Annotated in this window: 23 protein-coding genes, 1 tRNA gene and 1 pseudogene; 16 read left to right on the top strand and 9 right to left on the bottom strand. The window is 62.6% G+C overall.

Annotated features, from left to right (window positions below; all coding sequences use genetic code 11):
* Positions 1-215: 215 nt before the first annotated feature.
* Positions 216-386, top strand: a complete 171-nt coding sequence (locus ACH2DW_RS01330) for a hypothetical protein (RefSeq protein ID WP_394927907.1) — start codon at positions 216-218, stop codon at positions 384-386.
* Positions 386-988, top strand: coding sequence for a thymidine kinase (locus ACH2DW_RS01335; protein ID WP_394927908.1), 603 nt, complete (start codon positions 386-388; stop codon positions 986-988). Before ACH2DW_RS01330 ends, ACH2DW_RS01335 begins: the two co-directional genes overlap by 1 nt.
* Positions 989-998: 10 nt before the next feature.
* Here the strand turns inward: ACH2DW_RS01335 and ACH2DW_RS01340 are convergent, their stop codons facing one another.
* Together ACH2DW_RS01340 and ACH2DW_RS01345 are read right to left on the bottom strand one after the other, a co-directional pair.
* Entirely contained in the window at positions 999-1,493 is a 495-nt protein-coding gene (locus ACH2DW_RS01340; protein WP_394927909.1) for a hypothetical protein, read from the bottom strand.
* A complete protein-coding gene (locus tag ACH2DW_RS01345) occupies positions 1,480-2,742 on the bottom strand; it encodes a cytochrome P450 (RefSeq protein WP_394927910.1) in 1,263 nt (420 codons plus the stop codon). The genes ACH2DW_RS01340 and ACH2DW_RS01345 overlap by 14 nt, the downstream gene beginning before the upstream one ends.
* Positions 2,743-2,800: 58 nt before the next feature.
* Between ACH2DW_RS01345 and ACH2DW_RS01350 the strand changes: the two genes are divergently transcribed.
* Positions 2,801-3,526: a PIG-L deacetylase family protein gene (locus ACH2DW_RS01350; protein WP_394927911.1), complete on the top strand. Its 726-nt coding sequence runs from the start codon at positions 2,801-2,803 to the stop codon at positions 3,524-3,526.
* Positions 3,527-3,587: 61 nt separating this feature from the next.
* Positions 3,588-4,097 carry a GGDEF domain-containing protein gene (locus ACH2DW_RS01355; protein WP_394927912.1) on the top strand — a complete coding sequence of 170 codons (510 nt, stop codon included), beginning with the start codon at positions 3,588-3,590 and terminating at the stop codon, positions 4,095-4,097.
* A gap of 18 nt (positions 4,098-4,115) precedes the next feature.
* On the opposite strand, the gene ACH2DW_RS01360 is transcribed toward ACH2DW_RS01355, so the two are convergent.
* The 4 genes from ACH2DW_RS01360 to ACH2DW_RS01375 all read right to left on the bottom strand — a co-directional run bounded on the left by ACH2DW_RS01360 (position 4,116) and on the right by ACH2DW_RS01375 (position 7,780).
* The gene (locus tag ACH2DW_RS01360; protein ID WP_394927913.1) at positions 4,116-4,559 is read right to left on the bottom strand and encodes a hypothetical protein; all 444 of its coding nucleotides are present in this window, start codon (positions 4,557-4,559) and stop codon (positions 4,116-4,118) included.
* Positions 4,556-5,410 (bottom strand): serine hydrolase domain-containing protein, encoded by an 855-nt coding sequence (locus ACH2DW_RS01365; protein WP_394927914.1) that lies wholly within the window; start codon positions 5,408-5,410, stop codon positions 4,556-4,558. The genes ACH2DW_RS01360 and ACH2DW_RS01365 overlap by 4 nt, the downstream gene beginning before the upstream one ends.
* 19 nt (positions 5,411-5,429) lie before the next feature.
* Entirely contained in the window at positions 5,430-6,785 is a 1,356-nt protein-coding gene (locus tag ACH2DW_RS01370; RefSeq protein WP_394927915.1) for a class II 3-deoxy-7-phosphoheptulonate synthase, read from the bottom strand.
* Positions 6,786-6,952: 167 nt separating this feature from the next.
* Positions 6,953-7,780, bottom strand: coding sequence for an RNA polymerase sigma factor RpoD/SigA (locus ACH2DW_RS01375; protein WP_394927916.1), 828 nt, complete (start codon positions 7,778-7,780; stop codon positions 6,953-6,955).
* Between the two features lie 322 nt (positions 7,781-8,102).
* Between ACH2DW_RS01375 and nadD the strand changes: the two genes are divergently transcribed.
* From nadD to ACH2DW_RS01410, 7 genes are all read left to right on the top strand, one after another.
* Positions 8,103-8,753, top strand: coding sequence for a nicotinate-nucleotide adenylyltransferase (nadD, locus tag ACH2DW_RS01380; RefSeq protein ID WP_394927917.1), 651 nt, complete (start codon positions 8,103-8,105; stop codon positions 8,751-8,753).
* Positions 8,750-10,045, top strand: coding sequence for a hypothetical protein (locus ACH2DW_RS01385; protein WP_394927918.1), 1,296 nt, complete (start codon positions 8,750-8,752; stop codon positions 10,043-10,045). The genes nadD and ACH2DW_RS01385 overlap by 4 nt, the downstream gene beginning before the upstream one ends.
* The gene (gene rsfS, locus ACH2DW_RS01390) at positions 10,038-10,424 is read left to right on the top strand and encodes a ribosome silencing factor (RefSeq protein ID WP_394927919.1); all 387 of its coding nucleotides are present in this window, start codon (positions 10,038-10,040) and stop codon (positions 10,422-10,424) included. The genes ACH2DW_RS01385 and rsfS overlap by 8 nt, the downstream gene beginning before the upstream one ends.
* Before the next feature lie 91 nt (positions 10,425-10,515).
* A tRNA-Ala gene (locus ACH2DW_RS01395) sits at positions 10,516-10,588 on the top strand.
* Positions 10,589-11,231: 643 nt separating this feature from the next.
* Positions 11,232-11,855, top strand: a complete 624-nt coding sequence (locus ACH2DW_RS01400; RefSeq protein ID WP_394927920.1) for a hypothetical protein — start codon at positions 11,232-11,234, stop codon at positions 11,853-11,855.
* A gap of 326 nt (positions 11,856-12,181) precedes the next feature.
* Positions 12,182-12,475 (top strand): putative quinol monooxygenase, encoded by a 294-nt coding sequence (locus ACH2DW_RS01405; RefSeq protein WP_394927921.1) that lies wholly within the window; start codon positions 12,182-12,184, stop codon positions 12,473-12,475.
* A 271-nt stretch (positions 12,476-12,746) separates the two neighbouring features.
* Positions 12,747-13,274, top strand: a complete 528-nt coding sequence (locus tag ACH2DW_RS01410) for a hypothetical protein (protein WP_394927922.1) — start codon at positions 12,747-12,749, stop codon at positions 13,272-13,274.
* Between the two features lie 30 nt (positions 13,275-13,304).
* Here ACH2DW_RS01410 and ACH2DW_RS01415 read toward each other — a convergent pair whose 3' ends face one another.
* On the bottom strand, positions 13,305-14,834 hold the full coding sequence (locus ACH2DW_RS01415; RefSeq protein WP_394927923.1) for an MFS transporter: 1,530 nt from the start codon (positions 14,832-14,834) through the stop codon (positions 13,305-13,307).
* A 412-nt stretch (positions 14,835-15,246) separates the two neighbouring features.
* Here ACH2DW_RS01415 and ACH2DW_RS01420 point away from each other — a divergent pair.
* Positions 15,247-15,903 (top strand): annotated as a pseudogene (locus tag ACH2DW_RS01420) (DsbA family protein); the annotation flags it as partial.
* Positions 15,851-16,927: a M14 family metallopeptidase gene (locus tag ACH2DW_RS01425; protein ID WP_394927924.1), complete on the top strand. Its 1,077-nt coding sequence runs from the start codon at positions 15,851-15,853 to the stop codon at positions 16,925-16,927. The pseudogene ACH2DW_RS01420 and the gene ACH2DW_RS01425, both read left to right, overlap by 53 nt.
* Before the next feature lie 29 nt (positions 16,928-16,956).
* Here the strand turns inward: ACH2DW_RS01425 and ACH2DW_RS01430 are convergent, their stop codons facing one another.
* A complete protein-coding gene (locus ACH2DW_RS01430) occupies positions 16,957-17,589 on the bottom strand; it encodes a TetR/AcrR family transcriptional regulator (protein WP_394927925.1) in 633 nt (210 codons plus the stop codon).
* A gap of 83 nt (positions 17,590-17,672) precedes the next feature.
* Between ACH2DW_RS01430 and ACH2DW_RS01435 the strand changes: the two genes are divergently transcribed.
* Positions 17,673-20,063, top strand: coding sequence for an MMPL family transporter (locus tag ACH2DW_RS01435; RefSeq protein ID WP_394927926.1), 2,391 nt, complete (start codon positions 17,673-17,675; stop codon positions 20,061-20,063).
* 9 nt (positions 20,064-20,072) lie between these two features.
* On the opposite strand, the gene leuS is transcribed toward ACH2DW_RS01435, so the two are convergent.
* Positions 20,073-22,931 carry a leucine--tRNA ligase gene (gene leuS, locus ACH2DW_RS01440; RefSeq protein WP_394927927.1) on the bottom strand — a complete coding sequence of 953 codons (2,859 nt, stop codon included), beginning with the start codon at positions 22,929-22,931 and terminating at the stop codon, positions 20,073-20,075.
* 96 nt (positions 22,932-23,027) lie between these two features.
* Here leuS and ACH2DW_RS01445 point away from each other — a divergent pair, with 96 nt between their 5' ends.
* Positions 23,028-23,594 (top strand): DUF1269 domain-containing protein, encoded by a 567-nt coding sequence (locus ACH2DW_RS01445; protein WP_394927928.1) that lies wholly within the window; start codon positions 23,028-23,030, stop codon positions 23,592-23,594.
* A gap of 42 nt (positions 23,595-23,636) precedes the next feature.
* Positions 23,637-23,957 carry a hypothetical protein gene (locus tag ACH2DW_RS01450; protein WP_394927929.1) on the top strand — a complete coding sequence of 107 codons (321 nt, stop codon included), beginning with the start codon at positions 23,637-23,639 and terminating at the stop codon, positions 23,955-23,957.
* Positions 23,958-23,999: the final 42 nt, after the last annotated feature.

Genomic DNA, 23,999 nt, shown 5'->3' on the forward strand with positions numbered 1-23,999 from the left:
GGGTGTGTGGGCGAACCGTTGCCCCCAACGTCCGCCCTCAGCGCCCCAGCACCGTTGCCGGGACTGATGATGTTTGACGGTAGCCGGTGGCGCCTCCAATCGGGGGTACCCGCCGGTCGGTTTCTGGATTGCTGACTTCAAAGCGGACTGGAGGTCGCTGTGACTCAGGCATCGGTGGCAAGGCGTGGCGGGGCGCGCGTCGTAGTGTCGGAGAGATGAAGCATGTATGCATCCGACTCGCCGCTGGAGTGTTGGCGGTTGGCTCGATAGCCGCGTGTAGCAGCAGCGATGACGGCAACGACCCGACACCCGTCGGGGGGATCAACGGCCCGGCTCGCGTCGATCCGGACAGCGGCGGCGCGAACAATGGTGAAGGCGACGACTGATGGCGACGTTGCGGTTTAGCTTCGGCACCATGGGCTCGGGCAAGAGCACCGTGGCCCTGCAGATCCACCACAACCTTTCCAATCGGCAGCTCTACGGACTCTTGCTCACCACATTGGATCGCGAAGGCAATCAAGTCACCAGTCGGCTCGGTGTCGCCGCGCCGGCGATCGACGTCGCTCCCGACCTGGATCTGTACGCGCTCGCTGTGGACAATTGGCCGATCCACTACTTGATCTGCGACGAAGCCCAGTTTTACAGCGAGGCCCAGTGCGAACAGTTGGCCCGCGTGGTCGACGACCTCGAAGTCGACGTCTACGCCTTTGGACTCCTCACGGACTTTCGTGGCCGACTCTTCGAAGGCTCGAAGCGGATGCTTGAACTCGCCGACGAGCACAGCCCGCTCCAAGTTGAGGCGCGCTGCTGGTGCGGGGCACGGGCAACGCACAACTCCCGCGTCGTCAACGGCGTCATCGTGTACGAAGGTGACACCGTGGTGGTGGGCGACACTGACGACTCTGATGCGCAGCCGTTGTTCGGTGACTCAGTGCGGTACGAACTGCTGTGCAGGAACCACTTCCGGACCGGCGGGCTTGGCGACTGACCGGCCCCACTCAAGCGTGGTGCGCGTCGCTGCTTTCTGCGCCGATGCCGAGGTCGGCAATCCGGCACAACCAGGCGATGCCCGCCGCGATCGACATGCCGCCCAGACGGAGGAAGATTGAGTCGAAATCGACGTCGCCATTGCGCGTGGCCACTTCAACGATGGCCGCGATACCGACCCCGATCAGGGTGATGGCAATGCCTGCGGTCACCCGCAGTAAGACGTCGAGCCACGGCGAACGTCGCGGTCCCGCAAGGAAGACGGTCACCGCGGCGACGGCGGCGGCTGGAACCAGCGCGATGAGATTGGGTGGCAACATGATGAAGCTCAGCACCTCGACGCGCTGGTCCCACGCGGTGGCGAACCGAGTGCCGTCGACCGTGCGGACTCGTTCCATCTGAAAGAGGATGAAGCCGAACTCGCCACCGAGAAACAGCCAGCCGATGATCGTCAGTTGCTGAACGAGCGCCGCACGGCCCTCGAGGCGAGGCTCAATCCCAGGCACAGTCAAGCCGCTTGATGCCGTTGATGAAGTTGCTCTGCAAGTAGGCGGGTTCGCCGACGATCCGCAGTGTGGGCAGCCGACGGCGAATCTCGTCGAACATCACGGTCATCTCGCGTCGTGCCAGGTTGGCACCGAGGCAAAAGTGAGGGCCTCCAGCGCCAAAGCCGACCTGGGCCGGCTGCATCGGCCGCCGAACGTCGAACTGATGAGGGTTGTCGAACACCCGGTCGTCGCGGTTGCCGGAGTTGTAGAACATGACCACCTTGTCGCCAGCCTTGATGGGGAAACCGTTGATCTCGGTGTCCTTGGTGGCGGTGCGCCGGAAGTGGATCACCGGTGAGGCGTACCGAACCATCTCCTCGACGGCAGTCTTGGCATGGGTGTCGTACCCGCCGTACAGAATCTCGCGTTGTTCCGGATTGTCGGTGAGGGCCTTCATCCCGTGACTGATCGCATTCCGGGTGGTTTCGTTACCGGCCACCACAAGGAGAATAAAGAACGACCCGAACTCCTGCGGGGTGAGTTGCTCGCCATCGACTTCGGCGGTCATCATGACCGAGGTGATGTCGTCTTGGGGGTTGGCTCGCCGATCCTCGCCCAGTGTCTGGGCATAGGTAAACATCTCCAGCGAGTGGGTCATCAGGTCGTCGTACGAGGTGACGAAGTCGGGGTCACCGACGCCGAGAATGGTGTTGGTCCAGCCGAAGATCTTCGAGTAGTCCTCGGACGGAATGCCCATCATGTCGCAGATGATCTCAAGGGGAAGCGCCGCCGCGATGTGCTCGACGAAGTCGCACTGCTTGTCAGGGAACTGTTCTTGAATGCGGTCAACGATGACCTTGGCCTTGTCGACGACAAGACCGTCGACTCGGGCCACTTCCTTTGGAGCGAACCCCTTCGACACGATCGAGCGCAATCGGAAATGCTTCGGGTCGTCCATGTTGATCATCGACCCGAAGAACTCATTCATGTCGGGTGGAAGGTCGCCAATGTTCGAACCCTGGCCCGAGCAGAAGGCCGTGGCGTTCCGGCTGACTGCCCAAATATCCTCGTGGCGGGTGAGTGCGTAGTAACCGGCGCCGGGTGGGAACGGGCTGTCGTCGATCACGCGTTCTTCGAAGTGCTGCAGGTCTGGCGTGTCGCGGAGTGCCTGGAATGTTGCCTCGCGGACGTCTCGGGAGCCTGCCCAGAATTCCATATCAGAGAGATCAATCTGGTCGAGCGAGATGTCGGCGGCATGCAACGTCATGTTCAGCACTGTAGAGATGTCGAGCTGTCGGGGTCATGTCGTACATCGGGATGGTTCAATGGGTCGAATGATGGACTTCTCCGAGATCGAACGTGTTCTGGTCGTCACCGCACATCCTGACGATGTCGACTTTGGCGCTGCGGGCACTGTCGCCAACATGACCGACGCCGGGATTGAGGTCGTCTACTGCCTTGTCACTGACGGACAAGCGGGGGGGTTCGACCACTCGATTCCGCGCACCGAGATGGCAGCGATCCGGCGCGAGGAGCAGACCAAGGCTGCTGCTGAGGTTGGAGTCACGCGCCTCATATTTCTGGGTCACATGGACGGTGAGGCGGTCGCCGATATGCAGTTGCGCCACGACATCAGCGCAGCGATTCGGGAGGTTCGCCCGCAGGTGGTCATCACCCAGAACCCGGTGCGGAACCTCGACTCGACGTATGGCTCGCACCCAGACCACATCGCCACCGGTGAGGCGACGATGTGCGCGGTCTATCCCGATGCTCGCAATCCGTTCGCCTTTGCCGGTCAGCCGTGCGCAGAGCTTGATGACTGGGCCGTCGACGAAGTGTGGGTGATGCTCGGTGCTGACGCTCACGATTTCATCGACATCACGTCTCAGCTCGATCGGAAAATTCGGGCGCTGCGCTGCCACGAAAGCCAACATCGCGACCCTGACGCAATGGAGGAGCGAGTGCGCGCATGGTGGAAGAGCATCGCTGCGGAGCGTGGCCGCTCCGAGAACACCAGCGCTGAAGTGTTCCGCGTCGTCGACACACGTTGAGTCGGTCAAACGAATCAGAGAATGTCGCTCAACGTGGCGGGAATTCTGTCGATGGGTTTGTATGGCCATCAGTTTCCGACGCACCAAGAAATCTGACGAGAACTCCATGGTCGATCGCGTGACGGGTGCATTCAACCGGCGTCAACTCGACATCGATCTGGCCGCGGGCGTGGATTCGTCCGGGTTGCCGACCGCCACGTTGCAGATCGAGATCGATGGCTTTCATCGCTTCGGCAAGCGCCGCGATGAGGTGTCGGCCGATGAGGTGCTCGAGCGAGTGGCGTGGGTCGTGATGGCGACCGTGCGTACGACCGACGTCGTCTACCGCCACTGGCACTCGAGCTTCTGTGTGCTGCTGCCCGCCACCACTTCTGTGGACGCAAAAGCTGTAGCCGAGCGCATTCGATCGAACATCGAGTCGACTCCGCTCCTTGCAGGAACAAATGTGACCGTTTCGGTCGGTGTTGCCGTAGGAGGCGACTCCGAACCGGTCAGGGAGACTGCACACCGGGCTGGTGCTGCCCTTGCATCTGTTCCCGGCAGCGGTGGCAACATCGTCGTGCACGACTGACATCCGCAAACGGTCGAGTTACTGCTGCGCGTGCACCAAGACAGCGTCGTTGGTGTTCGGGCATCGTGCTGCTCGCAGCGTGTAGCGCTCGCCGGCGCTGCTCAACTCGGCGATGGTCCACCCTTCGCTTGCATCGCGTACGCCGGTGCCGATGTGTTGCATCGCTGCGATCTGCAACCCTGCTGATTCGGCCTCGGCAGCCCACATGTTGACAAGTGCCTGACGCAGCGTCGGGTCGTCGAGCAAGTCGGTGCCCTCGAGGGTGAGCGTGACGTTGCGGATGTGGACGGGTTCCAGTGTGTCAGCGTCGACTACATCGCCGCCGAGTTCGCCATCGAGCATGACGACTACCGGGCCGGCTTCGCCAGTGACACCTCCGACGAAGCCGTAACGCACCACAGGGAATCCGTCGTCGCCCGTCGTGGCGTACCGAACTCGATCTCCGTGGTGAAACAAGGTCATGGTTGCCCCTGAAACTCCTCGAGGACGAAGTCAGCGAGTTGGGGCCAATAGTGCAGCGCTGCGGTGTCCCATTCATCGAATGGTCGATCGGTGAGGGCAACGAGTGACACGTCGGCCTCGGGATCGGTCCACATCAGCGTGCCCGCCCCGCCGAAGTGGCCGTAGGTCCCCGGCGCATTGCGCGCACCAGTCCAATGCGGCGACTTGTCACCGCGAATCTCGAACCCCAAGCCCCAGGGGCACTGCGCATAGCGACCCACGCCCGGAACCATACCTGCCAACGTCGGGTACTGAACGCGAACGGCCTCAGCTGCTGTGGCAGCGCTCACCAGAGAGGGATGACGCACTTCGGCCAGAAACCGGGCGACGTCGTCAACGGTGCTCCAGACGCGATGCGCTGGAGATCCGCGCAACGCGCTGTCCTGCATTCCCAGCGGTTCGAACACCGCAAGGCGGAGGTAGTCGGCGAACGTCATCTCACTGGTTTGCTCGACGAGGGCCGCTGCGAGTTCGATGCCGCCGTTGGAGTAGGTCCGCGTGCGTTCAGGCACCGCGATCGGTGTTCTTCCGTTGAATGGATAGCCGCCAGCGTGACTGAGGAGATGGCGCAGCGTGCAATTGCGCTGTCCCGCGAACGACTCCGGCAACTCCTCGTCGAGATCGACGATGCCTTCTTCAGCGGCGATCAGCACGGCCCACGAGGTCATTGGCTTGGCCAACGAGGCGAGACGGAATACTCGGGTTGTGTCTCCGTGCGTTGAGGCAATAGCTGACTGGCCGGAGCCGTGTTGGATGACCGCAGCTGAGACGTTGTCGACCGGCCAGTCGGCACAGAGGTCGAGAGCGGTCATCGAGCGGGCCGCTGTCGACTCAGGTGAAGTCTTGGATCAGCTCGGCGACTCGGAACGCCAGGTCGACGCCCTGTCGGGCGTTGAGTCGTGGATCACACACGGTCTCGTACCGGCTGTCGAGGTCGGAATCGAGCAACTCGTCGCCGCCACCCAAACACTCGGTGACGTTCTCGCCAGTGAGTTCGACGTGGATGCCGCCAGGCCACGTGCCCTCTGCGCGATGCGCCCTGACGAAGCCGCTGATTTCACGAACGATGTCGTCGAAGTGACGAGTCTTACGACCGCTGGGTGCGGTGAAGGTGTTGCCGTGCATCGGGTCGCATGCCCACACGACGGGGTGGCCGGCGTCGGCCACGGCGCGAAGCAATGGGCGCAGGCCTTCTTCGATCTTGTCGGCACCCATGCGAGTAATCAGTGTGAGTCGCCCAGGGATGCGCGATGGGTTGAGAATGGCGCAGAGTTCGAGAAGTTCCTCGGCGGTCATCGTGGGGCCGACCTTGCAACCAATGGGGTTGCCGACACCGCGGAGGAATTCGACGTGCGCGCCGTCGAGTTCGCGTGTCCGCTCGCCGATCCACAGCATGTGAGCCGAGCAGTCGTACCAGTCACCCGTGATCGAATCACGTCGCGTCAGCGCCTCTTCGTAGCCGACGATGAGCGCCTCATGGGAGGTGTACACGTCGACCTCGCTGAGGTTCGAGTTGGCCTCGGTCTCGATGCCACAGGCCCGCATGAACGACAAAGCGCGGTCGATCTCGGCAGCCAGCTTCTCGTAACGCTGTCCCTCAGGGCTCGATGCGACGAATTCCTGAGTCCAGGAGTGCACGTGGCTGAGGTCGGCGAATCCCCCTTTGGTGAAGGCGCGCAGCAGGTTCAGCGTGGATGCCGACTGGTGGTAGGCCTGCACGAGCCGTTCAGGATTGGGGATGCGGGCGGCCTCGGAAGCGGTGGCGTCGTTGACGATGTGGCCGCGGAACGATGGGATGTCGATGCCGCCGACCGTCTCGAAGTCGGACGATCGCGGTTTGGCGAACTGTCCAGCCATGCGGCCGACCTTCACGATGGGCACACCGACTGAGTAGGTGAGGATGATGGCCATCTGGAGGATGACGCGCAGTTTCTCCCGAATGTTGTCGGCCGAGAAGTCCTCGAAGCTCTCGGCGCAGTCGCCGGCTTGGAGCAAGAATGCGTTGCCGGACGCAACGCGGCCGAGTTCGGTTTGCAGCGAGCGTGCTTCGCCGGCAAACACGAGTGGCGGGAGCGTCGCGATCTGCTTCAGTGATGATTCGAGTGCCGCTGGGTCGGGCCACGTCGGCTGCTGCTTGACGGCGCGTTCTTGCCACGACGACGGTGTCCACGTTCCCCGAGATTCCATCTGTGCAGGCTACCGACGTCCTCACCGCAGACACGGGTGGTTTGTCGGTGTCGTCTGAACCGCAGTCCTGCATGCGAAAACGAGCGAAGCGGCCGGATTTCTCCAGCCACTTCGACTCAACTATTCAGATTTGCGATGTTCAGGTTGCGATGTGCACGTCGCGATGGTCAGACAGCGAGGATGCGCTCGGCATCGTCGCGCAGGCCGGCAACGGCCCGGCTGACCAAACGGCGGGCTGCTTCGGCGGTGACACCGAGCTGTTCGCCGACTTCACGGAAGCTCTTGCGTTCGCCGTCGACGAGGCCGAAGCGGGCTTCGACAGCGAAGCGGGCGCGAGCATCAAGCGTGTGCAGCAGTTCGTCGAGCAGTTCGCTGTCGACGAGAGTCATCACATGATCTTCGGGCGTTCCGTCGCCGTTGGCCATCAGGTCGCCCAGCGTGGCGTCGCCATCGTCGCCGACGGTCTTGTCGAGGCTGACCGGAGTGGTCAGACGGTGCAGCTCGGCGTTGGTCTGGTCGAGGGTCTCGCCGTCGCCCGATGCCTGACGCAGGGCGGCACGAAGGCTGGCCGAACGGTCGCCTGGGATGCGGATGAGGCTGGCCTTCTGGTCGAGGGCGCGACCGATGGCCTGGCGGATCCAGAACGTGGCGTAGGTGGAGAACTTGAAGCCACGACGCCAGTCGAACTTGTCGACGGCGTGCTCGAGGCCAAGGTTGCCTTCCTGAATGAGGTCAAGGAGGTCCATGCCCTGGGGCAGGGGGTAGCGGCGGGCGATCGAGACGACGAGGCGCAGGTTGGAACGGATGAACCGGTCCTTGGCCTTGGCTGCTTCGCGCACCTGGCGCTTCAGAGCTGCGCCCTTCTTGCCAGCTTCGAGCTGCTCAGCGGCTTCGCGGCCGGTCTCGATGACGCGGGAGAGCTCGCGCTCGTCCTCGGCGGTGAGCAACGCCACCTTGCCGATGTCGTTGAGGTAGAGGCCAATGGAATCATTCATGTTTCTTACAACCATTCGATTTTGTGCGGAATTCCGGTTTGAGTTGTGCCCGGAGGCACATCACAGCGACCGGCCAGATCAGGGACGACATCGCAAACAGCAGTGTTCGACGATGTTGTGACCGGGGCGACGATCGCCATGACAGAGGGGTTTCCGGCGGAAACCTGACTCAAACTTGGAAACGGGGGGTATATGGGGGGACAACTGACAGTAACAGACGTGTCAACCCCCTGGTCAAATCGGAGGGTTCTGATGCTGTGCTCACAGTCTGTATGGGGCCCATGGTGTGGTCCTGCCTCGTCGGCTCCTACGATCAGGGTTCGTGTCTTCGTCCGCGCATCCACCTGGAACGCAGCGCCCCGCCGCCCAGCGCATCGGCCTCTTCGGGGGGACGTTCGATCCGCCACATGTGGGTCACTTGGTCACTGCGGTGAACGTACGTCATGCTCTTGATCTCGATGTCGTCATCTTGATGGTGAACAACGTGCCGTGGCAGAAGGAAGGCAGCAGGCAGATCACGCCAGCAGCGGATCGCCTGGCAATGGTCGCCGCGGCAGTGGACGATGTTGCTCAGCTGGTCACCGGACGCACGGAGATCGACCACGGTGGTCATAGCTTCACCGCCGACACGTTGCAGACACTCGCCCAGGAATATCCCGGCGCAGAACTGTTCACGATCGTCGGCGATGACGCTGCGGCTGGGCTCCACACGTGGACCCGCTACGACGAGGTGGTTCAGCAGTCCCGGTTGGTGGTTGTCGATCGGCCTGGCGATCCTGTCGATCTCCCTGACGGCGTCGACTGGATTCGGGTGGAAGTTCCGCGCTTGGAAGTGTCGAGTACCGACCTACGCGCCCGGTTTGTCGATGGCCGCCCGCTCGATTACCTGGTGACCGAGCCCGTGTTGGACGTCATCGTGCAACGTGGTTTGTACGGTGCGCGACCTGATCTCGCTGGGGCAGATCGTTCGTGACCGCCCGTGCCGACGAGCGACGGCGCCGCACGCTGATCGGTGCCGTTGTCGCTGCCGTTCTCATTGTCTCTGCGGCTGGGCTCACTGCGGTTGGGGCGAACGCTGTCCTGAATTCCACCGAAGGTGAGGTGGCCGCAGTCGACTCGCGGCCGGTTCTCTCGCTGCCAGCGACGGACAATGCAGCCCTGGCTGTTGTCGATGACGACAATCGTCTGACCTCGCTCATCGTGGCGACCCTCTTGCCCGCCGGTCAGGGCGGCACGATCGTCACGATCCCGGTCACGGCCGATTCGACCGCCTTGTTCGGCGAGGTTCGCCGGCCGCTCAATCGTGAGCTGAATTCGGCCGACCCGTCCAGTTTTTTCCAACAGGTTGAGGCAACCGTTGCGGTCACCTTGCAGTTCGGTGAGATCGTTGGTGCCAATCGTCTGACTGAACTTCTTGAACCGACCATCCCCGTGACCGTCGACGTTGGTGTGGATGTCATCGATTCGGATGATCAGGGGGCTCGGGTGGTCGTTGGCGCCGGTGAGCAGCGGCTCGATGGTCCGCTCCTGGCGGCGGCGCTGACGGCGACCGAGGCTGGCGCAGATGAGCGCACGCAGCACGCCATTGACGTGGCTCTGTGGACCGGAGTTGCCGACAGCGCTCCTGTCAACAGCTCGGCCCCCGTCACCCTTGACGGTGACGGCCGGCCAACAGAGTCGGCCACGGTTGATGAACTTTTCGCCCGACTGTGGAGCGGGCCCGTCCAAGTCCGTGACCTCCAGATCATTCCGCCGGCTTTCGTTGGAAGCGACAGTTTCGTCGTGCTCGATCGACGCGATGTCGTGCTCGTGTTCGCGCAGATCTCGCCCGCCCGGGTTTCAGCGCCGAATCCCGGCCCGGTGTTCCGGCTCGAAATTCCGATCACGGCGGCGCAGCTCGCGGCGTCCGATTCCGGCCTGGCTTCGCGCCAGGAGATTGCCCTCGAAGCGATCGCCACGCTGTTGTTTCTCGATGGCAATGTGGTCTCGGTTGATGCCACTCCGAGTCCAGATGGAGCGCCGCTGGTCACTCGGATTGAGGCGGCGAGCGAGGAAATTTTCGCGGCGATGGAAGAGCTCGGGCCGCCGACGTTTGGAGAGGTCGAAGTGGTCCTCGCCAAGGAACTCATCGACGGCATCGACGTTGTTGTCCGGCTCGGAACGAGCTATCTCGACGCACAGGCGGCGCAAGCTGTAGCCGTCGAGGTCGTGGAACCGAACGCATCGACTCCCGATGACGCCGCTACCGTCGACACCGATGGCTGAACCGCAGATTGCTGACACCGAACCCAACGACGACTCCGATGTGCAGTTGGCGGTGCTCGCGGCGCGGACGGCCGACGATAAGAAAGCCACCGACATCTTGATCCTCGAGGTTGGGGAAGTCCTGGCGATCGCCGGCTACTTCGTCGTCTGCAGTGCCTCGAACCCGCGCCTCGTGCGCACCGTCGCCGACGAAATCGAATGGACCGTGAAGCGCGAGCTCGGTCGCGGTCCAGTTCGCCACGAGGGCCGCGATCAGCAGCAGTGGATCCTGATCGACTACGGCGATGTGATCGTGCACGTCTTTCACGAGGAACAGCGCGAGTTCTACGAGATCGAGCGGTTGTATCTCGACGTCCCCAAAGTCGACTGGGAGCGGTGACCGCCAGCCAGCTGCAGCGGATGCTGGTCGATTGAGGCTGGCCGTTTGAACCAAGTGTGGTGGGCGCTATCGTCATCGCCCGCAGCAATGCGGGGCCTTAGCTCAGTTGGTAGAGCGCTTCCATGGCATGGAAGAGGTCAGGGGTTCAATTCCCCTAGGCTCCACGGAGAACCCTTCGGTCCACGCCGAGGGGTTCTTTGCTGTTTGGCCCAATGTTTGCAAGGGTTTTGCTCTGGGCCGTTGACGGACTGCGCCAACTTTCCTGGCCCAGCTCGACACGCCAATTCTGCGAGTGGGGGGAACTGGGGGGGAACTTGATTCTGATTACGGCAGAATAAGGGGGTGGCAGTCACTCCTCCACATGGCTCGCGCGCCCGCTATCAGCCACCACATCGGTGTCGATGTAGCGAGTGCGTGGAAACAAATCGCGCCTATCAGCGGGCGTATCGTCGGGCTCGCACACCTAAGAATGTCCCCTCGGGCAGCGGGTGTGCGGGCCGACGCACTACCTGGCATGACACGATGACGCGAGGCGAATTCGATCGCATCCGAGCCGAGGCTCCAGAACAACGGCGCGGCGTGTACTCGACGGCCTCACTCCTCGATTAACGCTCGCGCTAGATCGCGCGCCACGAAACGCCTGGGGCAAGTACCCAGCGGCAGCGTTTCGACGCCTTAGACGCGAACAGAGAACGTGTTTGCGAGCGAATTGGGTTGCGAAACCGGCAGCTACTGCTTTTCTGGTCGAACGGTCAATCCCCGTGTATTACTCTTCAATGATCAACCGCAACGACTAGGAGATCACACATGTTCATGTTCAATCGCCACATCCAGGTGAAACCGGGCCAGTCCGCCGAAGCCGCCCCGGAGATGATCGATCTGATAGCGAGAGCCAATTCGATCACGGGCAGGCAGGCCACGGTGTACACGGTCGTGCTCGGCTCGGTTGGTCGGATGTGGGTGGCCGACATGTTCTCGACCCACAGCGAATTGATGACGATGAACGCTCAACTCCTCGGCGATGCCGACTTCATGGCAGCGCAGCGATCCCTCGCCGAGCGCCTTGACGGTCCCGCTAATGATTCCATGGCGCGAGTTACTCACGTCGCCGGTGCGCTTCGGGAACCCCCGGGTGCCATCGCCGTCACGACCTGGCAGGTTGATCCTCGCCAGTGGGCTGCGTCGCTCGCCTGGAGCCACGAGATGGCGGACGCCCAACACGAATCCTCGGGCATTACACAGACGGTCTTCAACCTGGCCGAGCCAATCCCGTTCACGATCGGCCTGTGCGCGAACGCTGGTTCCTTCGACGAGATCGACGCGGCGCGCTCCGCACTCCCCGACGCAACCATTCTCCAACTACTCGAGTCGGCACCGTCGGCACCGACGACGGGAAGTATGGAGGGCCTCGTCGCTATTCGAGTCGCTTGAGAGCCGAAGCGCCAGAACGTGCCCGCGGTGTGTACTCGACAGCATCACTACTCGATTAACGCACGCGCTACATCGCGCGCCACGAAACGCCTGGGGCAAGTACCCAGCGGCAGCGTTTCGACGCCTTAGACGCGAACACGGAACGCGGTCGCGAGCGAAACAGGGCCACCAACCCGGCAGCAATACCAATCAACCGTTTCTGCTGGCTCAAATGGGCCACTAGCCAGGTCTCGCCGTACGATTAAACCCGGCAGGACGCTGACGATTAAGGTCAGAGCCTGACGGCACGCACTCATGCTGAAAGACCACACTGCAAAGGACCGGACATGATCATCGCTATCGCCACATTCAGGTGCCAGGAAGATAAGAAACAAGACTGGATTGATTGGCTTGCCGGCGAAGATGGCCTCGTCAAGACCAGGGCCTACGAAGGCTGCCAAGCCGTCGAAACCCTGAGTTCCCCGGATTCGAGCACTGTTCTCCTCTACGAAACGTGGGACTCGGTTGAACACCATCAGGCCTATGTCGGATGGCGTCTAGACAATGGGCTCGGAGAGTTGCTGGAAGAAATGTTGGAGTCGCCGCTCGAGGTTGAGTACTTCGACCTCACCGGCGTCTGATCTTAAGTTGGTCCAACTGTCCGAAGGACTAACTGGCAGCAAATGCTCAGGCCGGCGCACGAGCTGGCATGACACTTTGACTCGCGGTGAATTCGATCGCATGAGGGCCGAGGCGCCAGAACGTGCCCGCGATGTGTACTCGACGGCATCGCTGCTCGACTAGCTGCGGGTCGGTATACGACATCGGCTCGATCTTTGGATTTGGTCGATCGATCTCGGCGATCGGAGGCGCCTGCTTCATCCGACTGCAGATTTGGCCTAACGTGCGGCAGTGATATTTGATCGCGACAGTGGGCCGAGGCGCGGGGCGCGGGGCTTTGCAGTCGCGGCGGCCGCCGCACTCGCGCTCGTCGGTTGCACGTCTGACCCCGAACCCAAGCGGGCCACCGTGACGCCGACCAATGGATACACCGCGATTGTCCGGTGGGAAATCGAACGGAGCGAACCGGTTGTCGATGCCGACGGGAATGTGGAGACGCCGGTCATCTACCTGGCCGCAAGCTCGGGGGAAACCGTCGATGTCCGCGTGCAGGCCAACGTCGTGTCCAACATCGACGACGCCGCCGTGATTCGTTTTGCTGACCATGCCAGCGATGCCCGTGATGAGACGCTCGAAGATCAGCCTGTCAAGGACGATGGAGTCATGATCTTGATTGACGACTTCGAACCCGATCAAGCGAGAGTGGAAGTCCGTATCGTGCGCTATCAGTCGATCGACGACGACAACGCTTGGATCCTTGAAGTGATGGCCACCGACGACGTTGCCACCGTTGCATCGGCGACCCTCGCAGCCGAGTAGCCGATTCGACGGATCATCGAGTCGATGTCCTTACGAGGCCTCGGCCTGGAGTTTTCCGTCGAGTAGGCCACCGGCGGCTTCCAGCGCACGAATGGCATCGCCGGGCAAGACGGGCCGCTTGGGATCGATCGCTGCGCGCCGCAACTCGTCGAGCAGAATGCGGCGGTCTCGGTCATCGTCCAAGAATGGTCCGTGCACCGTTTGGGCCAGGTCGGCCGCGGCGGATGCGTCGATGATGGCGGTCCGGTATTCCTCTGCCTCCCAGGCGTGGCGCGCCATGAGCACTCGCTGTCGAGCGCCTGCCAAGGCATCGACTGACGCTCCTTCGAACTGGCCCGCTTCGCGCAGCGCCCGAATGAACACTGCGAGACCTGGGAGATAGATGGCGGTGAGGATCATCATGCTCACCTCTGGGGCGAGGGAGATCGGTGTGGCGACCGCGCCTCCGAAGACCCAGGCGAGCTGGAACCGCGTCTCATATCGCGCGCCGGCGCGGCCGAGTAATGCCTCGGGTGCCCGTCGTTGCAACAGACTGTCGAAGGCATTGCGGCCGAGCGTGGTGGACAGGCCGACGAGCGCAGCGATCACGAGTAGCAATGGTGTTGACACGCCGAGTATCCCGACGGCGGTGAACGCCGCCGGCGCAGCGATTGCCAACCCAATGAGTTGCTGTTCGCTGAACCGCCGGCGAAGCAGGCTGATGACGGTGTGACCGGCGAACGCCCCGAACCCGTAACACGCGGCTGCGAGTCCGTAGATGACCGCGGGCTGGCTATCGCGTCGCAACGTGAAGGCAAGCGTGAACAAGAAGAATCCGACGGCGGCGCGTATCGCGACCATGCCGACCGACGCGACGAACACCACGGGAAGGTGAGTCTCGGCATATTCGACGTCATCGGTGGCGACGATGACATGTTTCGGTGTTCGGACCCGCAGGACAATGAACGAAGCGAGGGCAAACAGCACTGCACCGATGCGAAGCGTCCAGCCTGGTCCGCTGACCGTCAGTAACGCGGCGGCGACGCCAGCGCCAATGGCGGCGGTGATGCTCGCCAAGCGCGCCAGCCGCGCGTTGGTTGCCACCAGTTCGTCAGGGTCGTCGACCAGCTGCTGTACCAGCGTCTGTTTGACCACGCCTGAGGCCTTGCTCGCGATCAGCAAAATGAGCGCGAGTGGATAGAAGGTCAGATCGAGGAGGAAGCTGACCATTGCCAAGCAACTGACGGCACGCAGCAGATAGAAGATCGACGCGACGAAACGTTGCGAGCGTCGGAATCGGTCGACGGCGGGCCCGACGAGCGGTGCCAATACCGCAAGCGGCGCCATCGTCACCAGGAGGTACAGCAGCACCTGCTGTCGCGATGCGTCTGGGCTGATGTTGAAGAACAATGATCCGGCGAGGCTGACTGTGACGAACGCGTCGGCAGAGCCCGACAATCCGTGCGATACCGCAAGGGGAATGATCGGGCCGTCACCGAGCAGGACGTGTCGGATGCGTCGACGGAGCGGGGCACGGTGCTCCTGTCCGGCTGTTGTCGAACTCTTGGGCGCGACCTGCATCTCCTCTATCTTGGCCGACCGGACCCCTCGGTTGTTGAACGCCTTCGAGTCAGGTGTCGCCGAGGGCGCCTTGACGTGTTCGTTGAACCGAGCCGGGGCCAGGTCAGTACGATCAGCACACGCCCCACCCGCTGCCGCGGCTCCATTCCTCGGCGCCCCTCAACGCTGCGGCTGTGTCTTGCCGTGATCACGTTCAAGCAATTCGAATCCGGCAACAACTCCAACGACAATTTCAGCAACTGAAAGCTGAATCATGGATTGGCGAGAAATCCACAAACAGGTCATCGAACAGTTTCGAGCCAGCGACGGCAAGGTCGGCGGACAGTTCGAAGTCATCCCTGTCCGGACCTGAGCAATGACAGAACCACTGCGACTCACCGTCGACTCCGACTTCCTTTGACCCTTATGCTGTGTCGCGGCCGTGCGCCTCGACGATGTGCAAGAACACTTTGGCGACCGAATCGTCATCGAGTGGAAATCATTCATGCTCCGCTCGACTGAAACGGGCCGGAAGACCCGCGGAGAATTCATTGCCTACACGCGGAACTGGACCCGAATGCCCGAAGCGGACGCCCGACTGGAAGTCACTGCACCGTGGGCATCAGAACACGAGCATCCCAGCCACAGCTTGCCAGCACTTGCGGCTTCCAAACTTACCGCCACCTATGGTCCGGACGTCGAAGAAGCATTTCACCGCGCCATGTTCAAGGCGTACTTCGCTGACAACCGCACCATTTCAGACAGCGGTGTGATCGCGTCGCTCGCGGGCGACTGCGGCCTTGATCCAGTCGAGTTCGCCACTGAGTATCGGGCGCGTGAACAGGCACTCGGAGCCGAAGTGATCAGTGACAACGACGACGCAGTTCGGCTCGGTATCAACGCGGTACCGAGCCGAACTGCGTCGGCGACAGGGTCTCGATACCAGGCGCACAGGACACCGCCACATATATCTGGGTGCTCGAATAACTTCTCAGCGAAGGTCAGTAGTCGCCAGCTCGATCTGAAAGCATCTGCAGATGACCCGTCTCCTCGACCAGACCTACGCCGTCGCACGTCGACGCTTTCTTGATGCCGCCTCGACCGCCGGGGCTGAGGTCACCTCGTTTCCGCATCCGGTGAGCGGACGCGGAGGCGAGGAGTTGGCAATCGATGTCGCCGTGCTGGGCTCAGCTGACGCCACCGATGTGTTGCTGTTCGTGTCGGGCACGCATGGTGTCGAGGGGTACGCCGGGTCGGCGTTGCAGTCCTGGTGGCTCGACGAATGCCCGGGTCACGGCCCTGAAAGCTTGCGAGTTGTCCTCCTGCACGCCTTCAACCCGGTCGGTTTTTCCTGGGTGCGACGCGTCAATGAAGACAATGTCGATGTCAATCGCAACTTCGTCGACTGGGCCGACGTGCCGCGTAACACGGGGTACGGCGATATTGCCGATCTGCTCGTGCCGGCAATCTGGGACGATGAGACCCAGCAGATGACCACCGCAGCGCTGATGGAGGTGGCGGGTGAGGTCGGCCTCGGCCGATTCCAGGAAATCGTGAGCGGTGGTCAGTACGACCATCCGACGGGAATCTTCCACGGTGGATCGGGGCCGGTTTGGTCGAATCGTTGGATGCATGAGCACCTTGCCGAAATCGTTGGCGGTGCACAGCGACTTGGCGTCGTTGATCTCCATACCGGGCTGGGTCCATGGAGCCACGGCGAACTGATCTCCCATCACGCCAAGGGTGATCCCGGCTACCAGCGCGGCACGGACTGGTGGGGCGAGGTCCGATCGATGCATGATGGCGAGAGTGTGTCGGCGGCGCTCAGCGGCGACTGGCTGGGGGCTCTTGACGGGCTGCTGCCTGATGTCGAAGTCACCTCGGCCGCTCTCGAGTTCGGAACGGTGGACGTCTTCAGCGTGCTCCAGTCGTTGCGTGCCGATGCGTGGCTGCACGCCTACGGCGATCCGACCGGGGACGACGCGTCGGCGATCCGAGCCCAGGTGCGCGCGAGCTTTGCCGACGATGACCCGGCCTGGCTCGAGGCGCTGATCGAGCGGTTCAGCGCTGTCGCTGGCGAAGCGCTGCAGGCGCTGTCCCGCAGCACCCGCTGACGCCAGCTTTGAGTTGGTCGAGCGGGTGGTCAGCGGGGCGCGTTGGTTCGAATGAAGTTGTCGATCACCCGGCCGACGAGTGCATCGTCGATCGGCCGATCGGTGAGGAGCCGCGCATAGATCAACGACCCGGCCATTGAGGCGAGGCCGAGTTCGACGTCGACGTCAGCGCTGAGCTCACCTCTCGCAACGCCCGCCGATGTGATGGCGGTGTACACCACGCGGAACTTCTGCATGAAGGTGTTGCGAACCAACGCAACCGCATCATCATGTAGCCCGCGTTCCATCATCATCGCGATGATCCGAGTGCGGACCGGGTCACGCAGGTCGCTCGCAAGGTGATCGAGGAACATCCGCAGATCCGTCCGCAGATCGCCCGTGATGTCGTTGTGGTTGGGAACGTTCTTTCCGATTGCCTCCGCCGTGACAAAGAGCAGGTCGGAGCGCTCGGGGAAGTGCTTGTAGACCGTGGTCCGGCTCACGCCCGCTGCTGCAGCGACCCGCGCGTGGGTAATCGCGTCCGGGCCATTGTCGAGCAGGAGTTGAGCAGCGGCACTGACGACTGAGGTGCGAGAGCGTTCGACCCGTGGGTCGACATCGCCGGCTGGGACCTGGGTCTCGACGGATGGCTGCGCCCCTGGTTCGTGGTTGGGTTGAGTCATCGCGAATCGGTCGGGTTGTGTCGTTGGACACGATGGGTGGTCAGTGCTTGCAAAGCCTCATGGTACCGACCATGCTCCCATTCATGAACAAATTGTCCAACAACGCGGAAGGCGATGGGGCGACGCCGCTGGGTCCGAACGCGTCGATCTGGGAACGCCTCGGATCGTTCGCATTCCGTCGCCGCCGTACCGTCCTCGCCGCATGGGTGGTCGTGCTCGTGGGCACGTTGGCCGCAGTTGGGAGCATCGGAAGTTCGTCGGAGAGTTCGTTCGAGAGCCCCGACTCCGACTCGCTGGCTGGTTTTGAGATCTTGAAGGAGAATTTCGGTGCGGGAGGAAGCTTCATCTCCGGCTCGATCGTGTTTGAAGCTGAGCAGGGCGTCGGAGCCGCCGTGGTCCAAGTCGAGATGTCGGCATTGTTTGACGAGGTCGGCGCCATCGAGGAAGTCACACTGACGAGCCCCTACTCGCCGATCGGCGAACAGCGCGGCCTCGTGTCTCCCGATGGATCGATCGCCTATGCCAGCATCGACTTCGACGAGAACACCGATGAGCTTCGAGCGAGTGAGATTGGTCGCGACATTGAGACGCTCGTCGACCAGATCGACATCGATGGTGTCAGCATCAAGATCGGTGGCGCCGCACTTGCCGAGTTCGAGCCCCCGGAGTCTGAACTGATCGGCCTGGCATTCGCGGTGGTCATTCTCATCTTGGCGTTCGGGTCGGTGCTCGCAATGGGCCTGCCGATTGGCGTCGCCCTGTTCGGTGTCGGCATCGGTGTCGGCACTATCACGCTGCTCACCAACGTGATGTCAATCCCGGACTTCGCCACCACGTTGGGCGCCATGATCGGTCTCGGTGTCGGCATCGACTACGCGCTGTTCATCGTCACCCGGTACCGAGAGGGCACGCGCGACGGCATGTCGCCGCACGATGCAACAGTGCGTGCGATCGACACCGCTGGACGAGCGGTACTGTTTGCCGGCCTCACGGTGGTGATCTCTCTGCTCGGCATGTTCGTGATGCAACTCGCGTTCATCAACGGTCTCGCCACTGGCGCGGCGGTCACGGTGGCGATCACCATGGTTGCCTCGGTCACGCTGCTGCCTGCACTGATCGGTTTCGCCGGTGAGCGCGTTGAGGTCACCCGCTGGCGTGGCTTGATCATGGCTGGATTTGTCGCCGTGGCGCTCCTGGCCGTCGGCCTCGGCTTCGCTCCCTTGGCTGCAGTGTTCGTCGTGATGGCGATTGCCACGCTGGTGACGTCGTTCTTCATCACGGGGCTGCGCGAAGTGGTGCCACCTCGCGCAGAGAAGCCGCTGCGCGAGACCTGGGCCTATCGGTGGAGCCGCTTTGTGCAGCACCACTCGTGGCCGATGGCAATCGGCGTCACCGTGCTGTTGCTCGTAATGAGTATTCCGGTGCTCAGTCTGCGCCTTGGTTTCGGCGACGAGAGCACGTTCGCGGAAGACACCACCACCCGCCAGGCATACGAACTGCTCGCGGAAGGCTTCGGTGCCGGGAGCAACGGCCCGCTGCTGGTGGTTGCAGAACTGGACGACCCGAGTCAGCTCGGCGCGGCGCAGAACCTCGTTGCGACACTGAACGATGCGGACGGCGTTGCGCGCGCACTCGGACCGATCCCATCCGAGAACGAGCAGGCGTTCCAGATCTTTGTCGTCCCCGAGACTGGCCCGCAGGACGAGGCCACCTCGGCCCTGGTGCGCGAGTTGCGCGACACCGTGATTCCGGGAGCGGTCGAGCTGTCGGGGCTTGACGTGAAGGTGACGGGAGCTGTCGCGTCAAGCATTGACTTCTCTGATTATCTCGGGGCCCGACTCCCGGTGTTCTTCCTCGCTGTCTTGACGCTGTCGTTTCTGCTGCTGATGATGGTGTTCCGCTCGGTGCTGGTCCCGCTCAAGGCCGTCATCATGAACCTGCTGTCGATCGGCGCCGCGTACGGCATCGTCATCGCCGTCTTCCAATGGGGTTGGGGTGTTGAGCTGTTGGGAACCGGCAGCGGTCCGATCGAGCCGTTCCTGCCGATGATGCTCTTCGCCATCGTGTTTGGTCTCTCAATGGATTACGAGGTCTTCCTCTTGTCACGGGTGCGCGAGGAATACGACAAGACGGGCGATCCGGTGACCTCGGTTGCAGACGGACTCGCAGCCACCGCCCGCGTCATCACTGCAGCGGCGGCGATCATGGTTGTGGTCTTTGGCAGCTTCGTGCTCGAGGACGCTCGTGTGATCAAGATGTTCGGTCTCGGGCTGGCAACGGCGATCTTCCTCGACGCGACACTGGTGCGCATGTTGCTCGTCCCCGCGACGATGGAGTTACTCGGTGAGAAGAACTGGTGGTTGCCGAAATGGTTGGATCGTCTCCTGCCCGCGCTGAACGTCGAGGGTGGACATGACGAGGGTGCAATCGCTGGCGAGGAGCCCGAGCCCGAGCGCGAACTCGTCGACGCCTGACCGCAGTCGTCAGACGACGATGTTGACCATGCGGCCGGGCACGACGATGACTTTCTTCGGCGTGTTGCCCGCGAGTGTGGCAATCACCTTCTCGTCGGCCAGCGCCGCCGCTTCGGTTGTGGCCTGGTCGGCGTCGGCGGGGATGGTGATTCGGCCGCGCACCTTGCCGTTGACCTGGACAGGGACCTCGATGGTGTCGTCGACGAGTAGCGCCGGATCAGCGGTTGGGAACTCGATGTAGGCCACGGTGTCGTCATGGCCGAGCTTGCGCCACAGTTCCTCGGTGATATGCGGGACGAGTGGTGCCAGCATGCGAATCATCGCTTCGGCGACCGCTCGGGGTGTGGCGTCGAGTTTGGTGACGCCGTTGTTCAACTCGATCAGCTTGGCGATCGCCGTGTTGAACCGGAGTGCGTCCATCTCAATGCGAACGACATCGATGGTCCGATGCAACAGCTTGTCGGTCGCGGCGTCAGGAGCGGTGTCGACAACAGTGCAGGCGCCAGTTTCTTCGTCGACCATGTTGCGCCAGAGCCGCTGCAGGAAGCGGTACATGCCGACGACGTCACGTGTTTCCCACGGCCGCGATGCGTCGAGTGGGCCCATCGCCATCTCGTAGAGGCGCAACGTGTCGGCCCCGTACTCCTCGTACATCTCGTCGGGCGAGACGGCGTTCTTCAGCGACTTGCCCATCTTGCCCCACTCGCGTGCGACCGGTTGGCCGTCGTGGGTGAAGCCGGCGTCCTCGGATCCTTCGACTTCCGTCGCCTCGACATAGATCTCGCGTTCGTCCTTGAACGCCGCGGCCATGATGTAGCCCTGGTTGAACAGGCGGGCGTACGGCTCTTTGGAGCTGACGTGGCCAAGGTCGAACAAGACCTTGTGCCAGAACCGGGCGTACAGCAGGTGCAGCACGGCATGTTCGACGCCGCCGACGTAGAGGTCGACGCCACCCGGATGGTCCGGGCGAATGTGGGTCTGTGGACCCATCCAGTATTCCTCGACGGCCGGGTCACAGAAGGTCTCCGTGTTTGTCGGGTCGAGGTATCGCATCTCGTACCAGCACGATCCGGCCCACTGCGGCATCACGTTGGTGTCACGGCGATACATCTGCACGCCGTCGCCGAGATCGAGTTCGACGTTCACCCAGTCCTGGAGGCGATCGAGGGGGCTCTCGGGGCTGGAGAATTCGTCGTCATCGTCGAAGGTGCGCGGGGAGAACGACTCGGTCTCGGGGAGCTCGACCGGCAGCATCGAGTCGGGCAGTGTGTGCGGGTTGCCGTCGGCGTCGTAGACGATCGGGAACGGTTCGCCCCAGTATCTCTGGCGGCTAAATAGCCAGTCGCGCAGCTTGTAATTGATGGTCGCCTCACCGGCATTCGCCCGTTCGAGCCAGGCGTTCATCACAGCGATGCCTTCGGCCTTGTTGACCAGCCCGTCCAGAGACAGTTCGCCGTTTGAGCTATTGACGTATGGTGCATCGCCGACAAAGGCCTCGGGCCACTGTCGTGTGTCGAGGGTGACGTCCAGACCGCGTTCTTTGAACCAGGCCGGCGGCGGAGTTTGGATTGCCGGGATGGCCAGATCGAACTTGCGGGCGAACTCGAAGTCGCGGCTGTCGCCACAGGGCACGGCCATGATGGCTCCGGTGCCGTAACCCATGAGGACGTAGTCGGCGATCCAGATCGGGATCTGTTCACCGTTGACGGGGTTCGTGGCGTAGGCCCCCGTGAACACGCCCGTCTTCTCGCGCGTTTCGTCTTGCCGCTCGAAGTCCTTCTTGGCAGCTGCCTGCTTGCGATAGGCGGCGATCTCGTCGGCCTTGTCCGGGCCGGCCAGCTCGTCGACGTATGGATGTTCGGGGGAGAGCACCATGAACGATGTGCCGAACAAGGTGTCGGGTCGCGTGGTGAAGACGGTGATCGTGCCAGCAGACGATTCGAAGTCGACCTTGGCGCCGTGGCTGCGGCCGATCCAGTTGCGCTGCATCGCCTTGATGGCCTCGGTCCAATCGAGCAACTCGAGGTCGTCGATCAGGCGGTCGGCATACGCGGTGATACGCATCATCCACTGCCGCATGTTGCGCTTGAATACCGGGAAGTTGCCGCGGTCGGAACGGCCGTCGGCGGTCACTTCTTCGTTTGCCACGACAGTGCCCAGACCGGGACACCAGTTGACCGGCGCCTCAGAGACATAGGCCAGGCGATGGTCGTCGATGAGCTCGTTGCGTTCGGCGGGGGAGAGCTCGCTCCAGCTTCGTTCGTCGGGTGCCACCCGATCGCCGGCCTCGAATTCGGCGATCAGCTCATCGATCGGCCGGGCCCGTTCGGCATCCTCGTCGTACCAGGCGTTGAAGACCTGACTGAAGATCCATTGCGTCCACCGGTAGTACTCCGGGTCAGTGGTGGAGACTGAGCGTCGCATGTCGTGACTCAGCCCGAGGCGACGCAGCTGGCGCCTCATGTTTGCGATGTTGTCGTTTGTTGTGATTGCCGGGTGGGTTCCGGTCTGTACGGCGTACTGCTCGGCGGGGAGACCAAATGCGTCGAAGCCCATCGTGTAGATGACGTTGCGTCCGGCCATTCGTTGGAATCGGGCGTAGACGTCCGTGCCAATGAAGCCCAGTGGGTGGCCAACGTGGAGGCCGACGCCGGATGGGTACGGGAACATGTCGAGGACGAAGAGCTTGTCGCCGCGCGCCGCAACCGCGTCGGGGTCGGCGAGTGGGCCAGCAGGGTTGGGAGCGTTGAAGGTCCCGTCGTCGGCCCAGGTCTGCTGCCACCGCAATTCGATGTCCTGGGCAAGTGCCGACGTGTACCGGTGGGCAGGAGTGTCGGCGCTGTGTGCGGTGGTGTCGGTCTCGCTCATACGGCCCCCGAGCCTACGGGGTCACTTGACGCGCGGTCCTGATCCGTTTGTGTTCGTCAACCGTTTGACTGCGGTGTTTCGTGGCCAGACTGTGGCATGTCCGACTTTCAGCCGCCCGACCCAAGTCTGCGCGCAGGGCCGTCCGTCGATCCCGATCCCGATGCCCCAGTCATTATCAGCGTCGCCTTCGATACCTCGACTCGTGCGCAGGAGTACCTCCTCGCCATGACCGGGTTGCGCAACGCTGGCAAGCTTGCGCTCAAAGACGCCGTCGTCGTGGGCAAGAACGACGCCGGCAAAGTCAGTGTGATGGAGACGATGGATCTGACACCCGGCCGTGCCGCAGCGTCGGGAGCGATGTGGACCGGCCTGCTTGGCCTGATCATCGGTGGCCCGATCGGCTGGGTTGCCGGACTCGGTGTCGGGGCTGGGGTCGGTGCCGTCACGGCGAAGGTGGTCGACATCGGTATCCCAGACGAGTGGGTCGACTGGTTCAAGGCGGCCGTCGAGAACGGGACGACTGCGGTCGTGATCCTTGCCGAGCACGTCCACGTGAGCGACCTGAGTGCTGAGGCGAGGCGCTTTGACGGCGCCGAACTGCTCTACACCTCAATGCCCGAGAGCAGCCGAACACAACTGGTGGAGGCATTCGGGCACAGCTGATCGCAGCTCGATGCCGATGGGGTGTCGTACGCTCGAAGCGCCATGGCCCTCAAGATTGTTTGCCCGTCCTGCGACAGCGACGAGCATCTGCGCGGTGCGCCCGTTGGCGACGGGACGCTCGAACTCACCTGCGACGTGTGCAAGATCAGCTGGACGCGTGATCCGCGGCCGAAGTGTCCGATATGTGGCGGTGACGACCTGTATCACCTGCCGCAAGTCATCCTTGAGAAATCACGCGGGACGCAAATGTCGATTCAGGGCATTCACCTCGAGTACGGCTGCCACGCATGTCAGCCCAAGGAGGTCAAGGTGCGCGGTGGATCGATGCATCACCTGCCCGGTCGGCTCGACGGCAGCCAATAGCGTTCTGGACAGCCACGATCCGTCGACGAATCGTTGGTGATG

This window comes from uncultured Ilumatobacter sp. (genome assembly GCF_963980585.1).
Classification (GTDB): Bacteria; Actinomycetota; Acidimicrobiia; order Acidimicrobiales; family Ilumatobacteraceae; genus Ilumatobacter_A.

Excerpts from the sequence above, each read along its gene's own strand:
- ACH2DW_RS01330 (WP_394927907.1), top strand. The coding sequence starts at position 216 with ATGAAGCATGTATGCATCCGACTCGCCGCTGGAGTGTTGGCGGTTGGC.
- ACH2DW_RS01335 (WP_394927908.1), top strand. The coding sequence starts at position 386 with ATGGCGACGTTGCGGTTTAGCTTCGGCACCATGGGCTCGGGCAAGAGC.
- ACH2DW_RS01345 (WP_394927910.1), bottom strand. The coding sequence starts at position 2,742 with ATGACGTTGCATGCCGCCGACATCTCGCTCGACCAGATTGATCTCTCT.
- ACH2DW_RS01350 (WP_394927911.1), top strand. The coding sequence starts at position 2,801 with ATGGGTCGAATGATGGACTTCTCCGAGATCGAACGTGTTCTGGTCGTC.
- ACH2DW_RS01355 (WP_394927912.1), top strand. The coding sequence starts at position 3,588 with ATGGCCATCAGTTTCCGACGCACCAAGAAATCTGACGAGAACTCCATG.
- ACH2DW_RS01360 (WP_394927913.1), bottom strand. The coding sequence starts at position 4,559 with ATGACCTTGTTTCACCACGGAGATCGAGTTCGGTACGCCACGACGGGC.
- ACH2DW_RS01365 (WP_394927914.1), bottom strand. The coding sequence starts at position 5,410 with ATGACCGCTCTCGACCTCTGTGCCGACTGGCCGGTCGACAACGTCTCA.
- ACH2DW_RS01370 (WP_394927915.1), bottom strand. The coding sequence starts at position 6,785 with ATGGAATCTCGGGGAACGTGGACACCGTCGTCGTGGCAAGAACGCGCC.
- ACH2DW_RS01375 (WP_394927916.1), bottom strand. The coding sequence starts at position 7,780 with ATGAATGATTCCATTGGCCTCTACCTCAACGACATCGGCAAGGTGGCG.
- rsfS (WP_394927919.1), top strand. The coding sequence starts at position 10,038 with ATGGCTGAACCGCAGATTGCTGACACCGAACCCAACGACGACTCCGAT.
- ACH2DW_RS01400 (WP_394927920.1), top strand. The coding sequence starts at position 11,232 with ATGTTCATGTTCAATCGCCACATCCAGGTGAAACCGGGCCAGTCCGCC.
- ACH2DW_RS01405 (WP_394927921.1), top strand. The coding sequence starts at position 12,182 with ATGATCATCGCTATCGCCACATTCAGGTGCCAGGAAGATAAGAAACAA.
- ACH2DW_RS01415 (WP_394927923.1), bottom strand. The coding sequence starts at position 14,834 with ATGCAGGTCGCGCCCAAGAGTTCGACAACAGCCGGACAGGAGCACCGT.
- ACH2DW_RS01425 (WP_394927924.1), top strand. The coding sequence starts at position 15,851 with ATGACCCGTCTCCTCGACCAGACCTACGCCGTCGCACGTCGACGCTTT.
- ACH2DW_RS01430 (WP_394927925.1), bottom strand. The coding sequence starts at position 17,589 with ATGACTCAACCCAACCACGAACCAGGGGCGCAGCCATCCGTCGAGACC.
- ACH2DW_RS01435 (WP_394927926.1), top strand. The coding sequence starts at position 17,673 with ATGAACAAATTGTCCAACAACGCGGAAGGCGATGGGGCGACGCCGCTG.
- leuS (WP_394927927.1), bottom strand. The coding sequence starts at position 22,931 with ATGAGCGAGACCGACACCACCGCACACAGCGCCGACACTCCTGCCCAC.
- ACH2DW_RS01445 (WP_394927928.1), top strand. The coding sequence starts at position 23,028 with ATGTCCGACTTTCAGCCGCCCGACCCAAGTCTGCGCGCAGGGCCGTCC.
- ACH2DW_RS01450 (WP_394927929.1), top strand. The coding sequence starts at position 23,637 with ATGGCCCTCAAGATTGTTTGCCCGTCCTGCGACAGCGACGAGCATCTG.